The sequence below is a fragment of the Enterococcus sp. AAFC-DPL-5146 genome (assembly GCF_058216635.1).
In genome coordinates this window covers 2567501-2580804 of sequence record NZ_CM177103.1, presented here as the reverse complement: position 1 = coordinate 2580804, position 13304 = coordinate 2567501, and the positions used below count along the sequence as shown (strand labels likewise).

General features: G+C 41.5%; 7 protein-coding genes and 2 rRNA genes (1 of these 9 cut by a window edge). All 9 read left to right on the top strand.

All coding sequences use genetic code 11. The features are described from left to right. The first annotated feature begins 33 nt into the window (after positions 1–33). Complete coding sequence (locus tag AC4BB2_RS11895; RefSeq protein ID WP_490473113.1) at positions 34–510, top strand: S1 domain-containing RNA-binding protein; 477 nt, start codon at positions 34–36, stop codon at positions 508–510. Positions 511–590: 80 nt separating this feature from the next. After that, on the top strand, positions 591–2000 hold the full coding sequence (tilS, locus tag AC4BB2_RS11890) for a tRNA lysidine(34) synthetase TilS (protein ID WP_490473112.1): 1410 nt from the start codon (positions 591–593) through the stop codon (positions 1998–2000). Positions 2001–2112: 112 nt separating this feature from the next. Next, positions 2113–2658: a hypoxanthine phosphoribosyltransferase gene (gene hpt, locus AC4BB2_RS11885; protein ID WP_069635832.1), complete on the top strand. Its 546-nt coding sequence runs from the start codon at positions 2113–2115 to the stop codon at positions 2656–2658. A gap of 99 nt (positions 2659–2757) precedes the next feature. After that, positions 2758–4920, top strand: coding sequence for an ATP-dependent zinc metalloprotease FtsH (gene ftsH, locus AC4BB2_RS11880; protein WP_490473111.1), 2163 nt, complete (start codon positions 2758–2760; stop codon positions 4918–4920). A gap of 219 nt (positions 4921–5139) precedes the next feature. Next, the gene (gene hslO / locus AC4BB2_RS11875; protein ID WP_490473110.1) at positions 5140–6036 is read left to right on the top strand and encodes an Hsp33 family molecular chaperone HslO; all 897 of its coding nucleotides are present in this window, start codon (positions 5140–5142) and stop codon (positions 6034–6036) included. 12 nt (positions 6037–6048) lie between these two features. Then, a complete protein-coding gene (gene dusB / locus AC4BB2_RS11870) occupies positions 6049–7053 on the top strand; it encodes a tRNA dihydrouridine synthase DusB (RefSeq protein ID WP_490473109.1) in 1005 nt (334 codons plus the stop codon). Between the two features lie 94 nt (positions 7054–7147). Continuing rightward, positions 7148–8644 carry a lysine--tRNA ligase gene (lysS, locus tag AC4BB2_RS11865; protein WP_490473108.1) on the top strand — a complete coding sequence of 499 codons (1497 nt, stop codon included), beginning with the start codon at positions 7148–7150 and terminating at the stop codon, positions 8642–8644. A gap of 599 nt (positions 8645–9243) precedes the next feature. Then, positions 9244–10804 (top strand): 16S ribosomal RNA (locus tag AC4BB2_RS11860). Positions 10805–11089: 285 nt separating this feature from the next. After that, positions 11090–13304, top strand: a 23S ribosomal RNA gene (locus tag AC4BB2_RS11855); it runs 697 nt beyond the window's last position. Together the 16S and 23S rRNA genes form the textbook arrangement of a ribosomal RNA operon.

Below are 13304 nucleotides of genomic sequence, written 5' to 3'. Positions count from 1 at the left end.
AATAGGGTAAATAATAGGAGGAACATTTTTTTTATGTCAATCGAAGTAGGAGCGAAGTTGCCAGGAAAAGTGTCAGGTATCACTAATTTTGGTGCCTTCATCGATTTAGGTGAAGGAAAAACAGGGTTGGTTCACATTAGTGAAGTATCAAATGGATTTGTTAAAGACATCCATGATGTATTAACTGTCGGGGATGAAGTAACAGTTAAAGTTACCTCAGTAGGTGATGACGGTAAAGTAGGCTTGTCGATTCGTAAAGCGCAAGATGCACCAGCAGCGGAGCCAAAACGCGAATTTCAACGTCGGGATAACTTTGAACAACAAGGTAATCGTGACCGCGGACAACGTCCAGCACCTAAAAAACAATTTACAAAAGCACAACCAATGAATTCAAAACAAGATTTTGATTCATTGATGAGCTCGTTTTTAAAAGATAGTGATGATCGTCTATCTTCTTTGAAACGTAACACAGAAGGTAAACGCGGTGGTCGCGGCGGACGCCGTAACTAGTAAATAAATAATCGAAGCTGAGCGAAAGCTCGGCTTTTCTGTTTAGTGCATGTATATTTTTGTGAGAGAATTTATAAACTATGAATCAAAGAGGTGAGCAGATGTTTCAAGCGTTTTACGATCATTGTAAAAGAAATGAATACTGGCAGCAAAACCAAAAAATATTATTAGCAATCTCTGGCGGCGTTGACTCAATGGTCTTATTGAAACTAATGCAGACAGCGGCTCAAAAGGATCAACTAAAACTAGCTGTGGCTCATGTTAATCATCAGCTGCGACCAGAGTCGGAACAAGAATCCGCTTATTTGGAAACCTATTGCAAAGAACAAAAAATTCCTTATTACAGTAAAAAATGGGATGCTATAGATAAGACAAAAAATACAGAAGCTCGCGCTCGCAAATACCGTTATGATTTCTTTGCTGAAATCATGGAGCAAGAAATCTACCCCACGATTTTTACTGCTCACCATAGTGATGATCAAGCGGAAACGATTTTAATGAAGCTGACTAGAGGAAGTGCAATCTCTAATTTAGTAGGCATCAGAGCAAGACAAGTGTTTGGAAAAGGTGAATTGATTCGTCCATTCCTAATCTTTTCAAAAGAACAGTTGGAACAATTCGCTAAAGAATCAGAAGTTGTGTATTTTGAAGATCGTTCGAATCAGAGCGATGCGTATATGCGCAATCGGGTACGACATCAAGTTGTCCCAGAGTTAAAAAAAGAAAACCAACAATTCTTACAACATATGACTAATTTTATTGAGCAGATTGAATTAGCTGATGAGCTCATTCAATCAGTTATTGATCCCAAATATGATCGCTGGGTGGAAGAAACCGCAGAAGGTTGGAAGATTAAATTATCTGAATTGGAACAAGAAAAAAAAAGCACACAAACTTTTTTTCTGATGACCTTGTTTCAACGGACATTAGTCCCAAAAGGTGTAACACTCAGCCAAATACATATTCAACGATTTTTAGCATTGCTTGACCTTAATCAAGCAACCCCACAAAAATCATTGGACCTCCAACAAGGATGGCAAGTGATTAAGGAATATGATGTAGCATATTTGAAAAAAGAGACCTTTAATCAAGAAGAGCAATTATTTTGTCTAAAGGAAAACCAACATCTTTTTCTTTCTAATAAGGAATGGATAGGACTTGAAACAACTGAACGAAAACTAAATTTACCGGAAACTATAAAAAATTGGCAAGAATATTCTCTACTTATAAGTAGTCAGGTTCCCTTGCCCTTAACGATCCGACATCGACAAGATGGAGATAGAATTTCTTTAACACCAGACTTAACGAAAAGACTAAATCGATTATTTATTGATCAAAAAATCCCTAATCATATCCGAGAACAAGCGTGGGTTATCCTTTCTTCGGAAGAGAACATTATTTGGGTGCCAAAATTCGTAAATTCATATTTGAGTATTCCTAAAGAAACTGATAAAATACACTACAGACTCCTTTATAAAATAAACGAGTAAACAAAATAACCTAAAATAAGGAAACGACATTTTACTAATGTTCCACACCTGTCTTCTAGGTGTTAAAAGCACTGAGAGTAAATAGTGGAACTATAAAGAAGAGGAGAGCAATATGCTAGAGAAAGATATTAAGCAAATTTTGATTACCAAAGAACAAATTCTTGAAAAATCAACTGAACTAGGAAAACAGTTGACAGAAGACTATAAGGATAAAAATCCATTAGTCATCGGTATTTTGAAAGGTGCAATTCCTTTTATGGCCGACATTACACGCTCAATTGATACGTATTTAGAAATGGATTTCATGGATGTATCTAGTTATGGAAATGCGACAGTGTCTTCTGGTGAAGTGAAAATCGTCAAAGATTTGGACACAAATGTTGAAGGACGCGATATCCTTATTGTAGAAGATATCATCGATAGCGGCCGTACACTAGCTTATCTAGTAGATTTATTTAAATATAGAAAGGCAGCGTCTGTGAAAATTGTCACGTTGTTGGATAAACCAGAAGGACGCGTGGTTGATATTGTTGCCGATTATGTTGGTTTTAATGTACCGAATGAGTTTGTTGTAGGCTATGGTTTAGACTATGCTGAAAGATACCGCAATCTCCCATATGTAGGCGTATTAAAACCAGAAATCTACGAATCAAATTAATATCTCTCTGGGATTTAGTTATGTTACAATGTAATGGTCAGAATTGATAAAATAAAACCGTAAAATTAAATTACGTGCAGTAACCAAAGGAGGACAGGCATGAATAAAAAGAATAGCGGCATGAAAAATGGCCTATATTACGTATTGCTTATTTTGGCGATGGTCATGGTTGTTTATTTCATTTTTGGAAATAACAATCCCCAGTCACCAGATATCGAATACTCAACCTTCAATACTCAACTAGAAGAAGGTAAAGTGAAAGAACTGACGATCCAACCAACCAATGGAGTTTATAAGATCACAGGTCAGTACAAAGAAAAACAAGAAATCAAAAACACTGGCGGTCTTTCTTTATGGGGATCAACAGAAGTATCTACAAAAGCCTTTACTACTATTGTCTTGCCAAGTGATATCACTTTGTCAGGCATTCAAGATATGGCTCAAAAAAATAACGTGAAACTTACAGTGAAAGAACAATCATCAAGCGGTGCTTGGCTTTCTATCTTATTTAGTTTCTTACCGATCGTGCTGTTCATCTTCTTATTCTATATGATGATGGGACAACAAGGCGGCGGTGGCGGTGGTGGCGGCCGTGTCATGAACTTTGGTAAATCAAAAGCCAAAGAAGCTGACAAAAAAGCGAATCGCGTACGCTTCTCAGATGTAGCAGGAGCAGAGGAAGAGAAACAAGAATTAGTCGAAGTGGTTGAATTCTTAAAAGATCCTCGCCGTTTTGTAGAGTTAGGTGCCCGTATTCCAGCAGGTGTTCTTTTAGAAGGACCTCCAGGAACTGGTAAAACATTACTAGCTAAAGCCGTTGCTGGTGAAGCAGGCGTACCATTCTACTCAATTTCTGGTTCTGATTTCGTTGAAATGTTTGTCGGTGTCGGTGCGAGCCGTGTCCGTGATTTATTCGAAACAGCGAAGAAAAATGCTCCAGCGATTATCTTTATCGATGAAATTGATGCCGTTGGTCGTCAACGTGGTGCTGGTATGGGCGGCGGACACGACGAACGTGAACAAACCCTAAATCAATTACTTGTTGAAATGGATGGATTTGATGGAAACGAAGGCGTTATTGTCGTTGCTGCAACAAACCGTTCAGACGTGTTAGATCCTGCGTTATTACGTCCAGGTCGTTTTGACCGTCAAATTTTAGTTGGTCGTCCTGATGTGAAAGGCCGTGAAGCAATCCTTAAAGTTCACGCGCGTAACAAACCATTAGCTGATGATGTTGATTTAAAAGTAGTTGCCCAACAAACACCAGGTTTTGCTGGTGCAGATTTAGAGAACGTCTTGAACGAAGCAGCTTTAGTGGCAGCTCGTCGTAATAAAAAGAAAATCGATGCATCCGATGTGGATGAAGCAGAAGACCGCGTAATTGCTGGTCCTGCGAAAAAAGATCGTGTAATCAACAAAAAAGAACGCGAAATGGTTGCTTACCACGAAGCTGGGCATACAATTGTCGGTTTAGTTTTAAGCCGTGCTCGTATCGTTCATAAAGTAACGATTATTCCTCGTGGACGTGCTGGTGGATACATGATTGCTTTACCAAAAGAAGATCAATTCTTAATGACTAGAGAAGATATGTTTGAACAAATCGTTGGATTGCTTGGTGGACGTACAGCTGAAGAAATTATCTTCAATGTACAATCAACAGGTGCATCTAATGACTTTGAACAAGCAACAGGTATTGCGCGTAGTATGGTAACTGAATATGGAATGAGCGACAAATTAGGTCCAGTTCAATACGAAGGAAACCACCAAGTCTTTGTTGGCCGTGATTATGGTCAAACAAAAGCATATTCAGAACAAGTTGCTTTTGAGATCGACCAAGAAGTTCGTCGCATCTTGATGGAAGCACACGACAAAGCACGTGAAATCATTGAATCTCATCGTGCCCAACACAAACTAATTGCTGAAAAACTGTTAGAGTATGAAACATTAGATGCTCGCAGCATCAAATCATTGTTTGAAGAAGGCGTTATGCCTCAAGACGTTATTGATAGCCAATTCCCTAGTGAAAAAGCTCAAACGTTTGAAGAAGCAAAACGTGCATTAGAAGAAAAAGATGCACAAAGACAAGCCGAAGAAAAACAAGATTTTGAAGACGCAAAAAAAGAACTAAATGATGAAGCAGAAGAAGTAAAAGCGGACAGTGAAAAAACAGAAGAAAAAGTTCAATCAGAAGTTGAATCTGATGATGAGGCTAAAAATGATTCTGAATATGACCGTAATAACTTTGACGATCGTTACAAATAAAAACATGAGCATCCCTTTTAAGGGATGCTTTTTTTTGTTGGAGAACACTAGAATTGTTGACATAGCTGATGAGACGAATCACTTGCGAACGAAGAAAGAGACGATTTATTTGTGTACGTTGATTGAAATTATAGAATTATTTAGTTGAAAAAATAAGCAAACACTAGTATTATCTGATAATGAGTCAGAAAAAGTACCTAGTGAGAAGAGGGAAACAAAATGGAAGATTACTTAGTAAAAGCATTATGTTATGAAGGATCGATTCGCGCATATGCAGTTTGCGCAACAAATACAATATCAGAAGCACAACAACGTCACGATACATGGAGTTCATCAACGGCTGCATTAGGAAGAACAATGGTTGGAGCTTTATTACTTGGAGCGACTTTGAAAGGTGAAGACAAATTAACTGTAAAAGTTCAAGGGAATGGACCAGCAGGTGGAATTGTTGTTGATAGTGATGGCAGTGGAAATACTAAAGGTTACATAAAAAATCCTCATGTCAGTTTAACATTAAACGAAAGTGGTAAAATTGACGTACGTGGAGCTGTTGGAACAGAAGGGATTTTTACTGTAATCAAAGATTTAGGTTTGAAAGAAACCTTTTCAGGACAAACACCCATCGTTTCTGGTGAAATTGGCGAAGACTTTACTTATTTCATGGCAGTGTCTGAACAAATCCCTTCAGCAATCGGGTTGAGTGTTTTAGTGGATACAGATGAAAGTGTTAAAGCGGCTGGCGGATTTATGATTCAAGTAATGCCTGGAGCAGATGAAAAAACAATTGATTTTATTGAACAACGATTACAAGAAGTCCCGATGATTTCACGTTTGATCGATGAAGGTGAATCACCAGAAGGCATTTTAGAGCGTTTACTTGGTAAAGATGAAATCGAAATCTTAGAAAAAATGCCAGTTCAATTTAAATGTAACTGCTCAAAAGAAAAATTTGGCACAGCAATCATTGCTGTTGGATTAGATGAAATCAATGCAATGATCGAAGAAGATCACGGGGCTGAAGCAGTTTGCCAATTTTGTGGGAACAAATATCAATATAGTGAAGATGATCTGATTGAATTAAGAGACGAAGCGATCAACAATACTCGCGAAAAGTAGGAGAGAACCACTATGTGGAAAATAGGGAATATAGAAATTCCAAATCGTGTTGTAGTAGCACCGATGGCTGGAATTAGCAATGCTGCTTTTCGTGTAACGGTCAAAGAATTTGGTGCAGGCTTAGTTGTCTGTGAAATGATCAGTGACAAAGGAATTCAGCAAAGAAACAAAAAAACGTTAGACATGCTTTATATAGATGAACGAGAATATCCATTAAGCGTACAAATTTTTGGTGGAGATAAAGAAACATTAGTTGAAGCAGCGAAATTTGTAGAAGAAAATACGCAAGCTGCAATTATCGATATCAATATGGGCTGTCCGGTGAACAAAGTTATCAAAGCAGAAGCAGGAGCGAAATGGCTTTTAGATCCAAATAAAGTCTACGAAATGGTCGATGCAGTTTCTTCTGCTGTGGACTTACCAGTTACAGTGAAGATGAGAACAGGTTGGGATGAAGATCACTTATTCGCTGTTGAAAATGCATTGGCGGCTGAAAAAGCAGGAGCTTCGGCTATTGCAATGCATGGGCGTACTAGAGTTCAAATGTATGAAGGTCAAGCGAACTGGGATGTCTTAAAAGAAGTGAAACAACATTTAACGATTCCTTTCATGGGCAATGGTGATGTACGCACACCAGAAGACGCAAAACGTATGTTAGATTATGTTGGAGCTGATGGTGTGATGATTGGTAGAGCTGCTTTGGGAAATCCGTGGATGATCCAACGTACAAAACATTATCTAGAAACAGGAGAATTAATGCCTGAACCAGCACCTCACGAAAAAATCGAAACAGCGAAAGTACATTTACAACGTTTAGTTGATTTAAAAGGTGAAAAAATTGCTACTAGAGAATTTCGTCAGCATGCTGCGTACTATTTTAAAGGAATTCCACGTGCGGCTAAAGTGAAAGTTGCAATTAATCAAGCTGAGACTCAACAAGAAATGGTTGATTTGATGGATGCCTTCGAAGAAAAAGCAGAAAAACATGCAGAAAAGGAAGCAATCGAAACAATCTAACAAAAAAAGCTAGCTGAAATAAAAATTCGGCTTGCTTTTTTTTGTTTTACTGTGGCATTATAGGGGTATGTGATTTCAGAATGGAGGAAACAAAGTGGCAGATGAACAACAAGCGCATGTAGAAGATCTAAATGATCAAATGCTTGTGCGTCGTGAGAAAATGGAAAATTTACGTGAAGAAGGGATTGATCCTTTCGGTAAGCGTTTTGACCGTACACATAATTCAAAAGAATTACATGAACAATTTGACCAACATTCAAAAGAAGAATTAAGCGAGATGGATTTATCAGCTAGTGTTGCTGGTCGTATGATGACTAAACGCGGCAAAGGAAAAGCTGGTTTTGCTCATTTACAAGACCGTGAAGGCCAAGTTCAAATCTATGTACGTAAAGACCAAGTTGGTGATGAAGCATATGAACTATTTAAACATGCTGACTTGGGAGATTTCTTTGGTGTAACGGGACAAATCATGAAAACTGATACAGGTGAAGTGACTGTTAAAGCAAAAACAATTGTTTTGCTAACAAAAGCGTTGCGTCCTTTACCAGATAAATACCATGGCTTAACAAATATAGAACAACGTTACCGTCAACGTTACTTAGATTTGATTAGTAATAAAGATAGTTTCGATCGTTTCATGAAACGCAGTCAAATCATCAGTGAAATTCGTCGCTATCTTGATGGTAACGGTTATGTAGAAGTGGAAACACCTGTTTTGCATAATGATGCCGGTGGCGCAGCAGCACGTCCTTTTATTACACATCACAATGCGCTGGATATGGACTTATACTTGCGAATCGCGTTAGAATTACATTTGAAACGCTTGATTGTCGGCGGTATGGAGAAGGTTTATGAAATCGGTCGAGTATTCCGTAATGAAGGGATTGATACGACTCATAACCCAGAATTTACTATGTTAGAAGCCTATACCGCTTATACAGATTATCAAGACGTGATGGATTTGACAGAAGGAATCATCCGCAATGCTGCAGAAAAAGTTCTGGGAACAACTGACATCACGTATGACGGACAAGCTGTTGATTTAGGTTCTGAGTTCAGACGTGTGCATATGGTTGACTCAATCAAAGAACAAACTGGTGTTGATTTCTGGCAAAAAATGCCTGTTGAACAAGCGCGTGAATTAGCAGAAAAACATAATGTAGAAATTAATAAAAATATGACAGTGGGGCATATTATAAATGAATTCTTTGAAACATTTGTTGAAGAAACGTTGCAACAACCAACATTTGTTTACGGTCATCCAGTAGAAGTATCGCCTTTAGCGAAGAAAAATCCGGAAGACTCTCGTTTCACTGATCGCTTCGAACTATTTATAGTAGGAAAAGAATTTGCGAATGCCTTTACTGAGTTAAATGATCCAATTGATCAACGTGGACGCTTTGAAGACCAAGAAAAAGAACGTGAGCAAGGAAATGATGAAGCACATGGAGTAGATGAAGACTTTATTGAAGCTTTAGAATATGGTTTACCACCAACTGGAGGATTAGGAATTGGTATCGATCGATTAGTTATGCTCTTAACTGACGCTCAATCAATCCGTGATGTTCTGTTGTTTCCAACAATGAGATAAAAGATAAAAGAGTAGATTGTTTCCTGATAAATCTACTCTTTTTTATTTTCCGGAAAAAAACAAAAAAACAGTAGGATTCTCTTGCGCAAATCATTTAAAAACGAACAATAAAGAACAAAAGTAATAAAACAATCGGTAACGAAAAAAACTTTAAAAAAAGTGCAAATTTTAGTTGACCAAAGCACTGAAACTTGGTATATTATATCTTGTCGCAAGGCACTGATGAAAAACGCCAAACGACAAAAATAGAATAACATTTCGAGTTTTAAAAAAACTTGAAAAATCAGGAAGAAAGTTGTTGACAAATAACAAACAACCTGATAAACTAATGAAGTTGTCAAGAAAGACTCGACAACAACAAGCAGAAAAAAACTTTGAAACTTTTGAAAAAAAGTGTTGACATCAAATCGTCGATTTGATATGATATAAAAGTTGCTGCGAGGTAACAAAGTAGACCTTTGAAAACTGAACAAAGTAAGACGAACCAAATGTGTAGGTTGTTTTTACAACGGTAAAAACAAACAACAATTTTTAACAAAAGCGAAGCAATATGCTAGCAACCAAATGAGCTTAACAATCTTCGGATTGTGTTCAACTTTTATTATGAGAGTTTGATCCTGGCTCAGGACGAACGCTGGCGGCGTGCCTAATACATGCAAGTCGAACGCTTCTTTTCTACCGAGTGCTTGCACTCATTTGAAAAGAGGAGTGGCGGACGGGTGAGTAACACGTGGGTAACCTACCCATCAGAGGGGGATAACACTTGGAAACAGGTGCTAATACCGCATAATAGTCGACACCGCATGGTGTTGATTTGAAAGACGCTTTCGGGTGTCACTGATGGATGGACCCGCGGTGCATTAGCTAGTTGGTGAGGTAACGGCTCACCAAGGCCATGATGCATAGCCGACCTGAGAGGGTGATCGGCCACACTGGGACTGAGACACGGCCCAGACTCCTACGGGAGGCAGCAGTAGGGAATCTTCGGCAATGGACGAAAGTCTGACCGAGCAACGCCGCGTGAGTGAAGAAGGTTTTCGGATCGTAAAACTCTGTTGTTAGAGAAGAACAAGTAGGAGAGTAACTGCTCTTACCTTGACGGTATCTAACCAGAAAGCCACGGCTAACTACGTGCCAGCAGCCGCGGTAATACGTAGGTGGCAAGCGTTGTCCGGATTTATTGGGCGTAAAGCGAGCGCAGGCGGTTTCTTAAGTCTGATGTGAAAGCCCCCGGCTCAACCGGGGAGGGTCATTGGAAACTGGGAGACTTGAGTGCAGAAGAGGAGAGTGGAATTCCATGTGTAGCGGTGAAATGCGTAGATATATGGAGGAACACCAGTGGCGAAGGCGACTCTCTGGTCTGTAACTGACGCTGAGGCTCGAAAGCGTGGGGAGCAAACAGGATTAGATACCCTGGTAGTCCACGCCGTAAACGATGAGTGCTAAGTGTTGGAGGGTTTCCGCCCTTCAGTGCTGCAGCTAACGCATTAAGCACTCCGCCTGGGGAGTACGACCGCAAGGTTGAAACTCAAAGGAATTGACGGGGGCCCGCACAAGCGGTGGAGCATGTGGTTTAATTCGAAGCAACGCGAAGAACCTTACCAGGTCTTGACATCCTTTGACCACTCTAGAGATAGAGCTTTCCCTTCGGGGACAAAGTGACAGGTGGTGCATGGTTGTCGTCAGCTCGTGTCGTGAGATGTTGGGTTAAGTCCCGCAACGAGCGCAACCCTTATTGTTAGTTGCCATCATTCAGTTGGGCACTCTAGCGAGACTGCCGGTGACAAACCGGAGGAAGGTGGGGATGACGTCAAATCATCATGCCCCTTATGACCTGGGCTACACACGTGCTACAATGGGAAGTACAACGAGTCGCTAGGCCGCGAGGTCATGCAAATCTCTTAAAGCTTCTCTCAGTTCGGATTGTAGGCTGCAACTCGCCTACATGAAGCCGGAATCGCTAGTAATCGCGGATCAGCACGCCGCGGTGAATACGTTCCCGGGCCTTGTACACACCGCCCGTCACACCACGAAAGTTTGTAACACCCGAAGTCGGTGAGGTAACCCTTGTGGAGCCAGCCGCCTAAGGTGGGATAGATGATTGGGGTGAAGTCGTAACAAGGTAGCCGTATCGGAAGGTGCGGCTGGATCACCTCCTTTCTAAGGAATATTACGGAAACTTACACATTCGTCGATACTTTGTTCAGTTTTGAGAGGTTTACTCTTATAAATAGAGAATAACCGTTGGTTATTTTTCTTATTATATGTTTCTCTCAAACGAATTGTTCATTGAAAACTGGATATTGAAGTAAAAAAGTAATCAAAACAAACCGAGAACACCGCGTTGAATGAGTTTTTTAATTAAAATTGTTCGAAGCTTATTTTATTGGTGACGCCTCTATCGCTAGAGAAACGAACCAAACAAAACCGATCGTAAGATCGTAAGGTTAAGTGAATAAGGGCGCACGGTGGATGCCTTGGCATTAGGAGCCGATGAAGGACGGGACTAACACCGATATGCTTTGGGGAGCTGTAAGTGAGCTATGATCCAGAGATTTCCGAATGGGGAAACCCAGCATCTTTTATAGGATGTTACTTTCCAGTGAATACATAGCTGGTTAGAGGTAGACGCAGAGAACTGAAACATCTAAGTACCTGCAGGAAGAGAAAGAAAATTCGATTCCCTGAGTAGCGGCGAGCGAAACGGGAAGAGCCCAAACCAACAAGCTTGCTTGTTGGGGTTGTAGGACTCCGTTGTGGTAGTCTGTCAAGATAGTCGAAGGACTTGGAAAGGTCCGCTAAAGAGGGTAATAGCCCCGTAGACGAAATGTTGGCAACACCTAGGAGGATCCTGAGTACGGCGGAACACGAGAAATTCCGTCGGAATCCGCGGGGACCATCCCGCAAGGCTAAATACTCCCTAATGACCGATAGTGAACCAGTACCGTGAGGGAAAGGTGAAAAGCACCCCGGAAGGGGAGTGAAATAGATCCTGAAACCGTGTGCCTACAACAAGTCAAAGCCCGTTAATGGGTGATGGCGTGCCTTTTGTAGAATGAACCGGCGAGTTACGATTGCATGCGAGGTTAAGTTGAAGAGACGGAGCCGCAGCGAAAGCGAGTCTGAATAGGGCGAATGAGTATGTAGTCGTAGACCCGAAACCATGTGATCTACCCATGGCCAGGTTGAAGGTGTGGTAAAACGCACTGGAGGACCGAACCCACGTACGTTGAAAAGTGCGGGGATGAGCTGTGGGTAGCGGAGAAATTCCAAACGAACTTGGAGATAGCTGGTTCTCTCCGAAATAGCTTTAGGGCTAGCCTCGGAATTAAGAATGATGGAGGTAGAGCACTGTTTGGACTAGGGGCCCATCTCGGGTTACCGAATTCAGATAAACTCCGAATGCCATTCATTTATATCCGGGAGTCAGACTGCGAGTGATAAGATCCGTAGTCGAAAGGGAAACAGCCCAGACCACCAGCTAAGGTCCCAAAATAACTATTAAGTGGAAAAGGATGTGGGGTTGCACAGACAACTAGGATGTTGGCTCAGAAGCAGCCACCATTTAAAGAGTGCGTAATAGCTCACTAGTCGAGTGACCCTGCGCCGAAAATGTACCGGGGCTAAATAGTTTACCGAAGCTGTGGATTACACCTCTGGTGTAATGGTAGGAGAGCGTTCTAAGGGCGTTGAAGGTCGATCGTGAGGACGGCTGGAGCGCTTAGAAGTGAGAATGCCGGTATGAGTAGCGAAAGACGGGTGAGAATCCCGTCCACCGTATGACTAAGGTTTCCTGGGGAAGGCTCGTCCGCCCAGGGTTAGTCGGGACCTAAGCCGAGGCCGATAGGCGTAGGCGATGGACAACAGGTTGATATTCCTGTACCAGTTGTTTTTGTTTGAGCAATGGAGGGACGCAGGAGGCTAAGGAATGCATGCGACTGGAAGTGCATGTCCAAGCAGTAAGTCTTGAGTAGAGTCAAATGCTTTACTCTGTACGGACAAGCTGTGATGGGGAGGGAAATAATAGTACCGAAGTTCCTGATGTCACACTGTCAAGAAAAGCTTCTAGTGAGAAAACAACTGCCCGTACCGTAAACCGACACAGGTAGTCGAGGAGAGTATCCTAAGGTGAGCGAGCGAACTCTCGTTAAGGAACTCGGCAAAATGACCCCGTAACTTCGGGAGAAGGGGTGCTGACTTCGGTCAGCCGCAGTGAATAGGCCCAAGCGACTGTTTATCAAAAACACAGGTCTCTGCAAAATCGAAAGATGACGTATAGGGGCTGACGCCTGCCCGGTGCTGGAAGGTTAAGAGGATGGGTTAGCTTCGGCGAAGCTCAGAATTGAAGCCCCAGTAAACGGCGGCCGTAACTATAACGGTCCTAAGGTAGCGAAATTCCTTGTCGGGTAAGTTCCGACCCGCACGAAAGGCGTAACGATTTGGGCACTGTCTCAACGAGAGACTCGGTGAAATTTTAGTACCTGTGAAGATGCAGGTTACCCGCGACAGGACGGAAAGACCCCATGGAGCTTTACTGTAGCTTGATATTGAGTGTTTGTACCACATGTACAGGATAGGTAGGAGCCGATGAACCCGGAACGCTAGTTTCGGTGGAGGCGCTGGTGGGATACTACCCTTGTGTTATGAACCCTCTAACCCG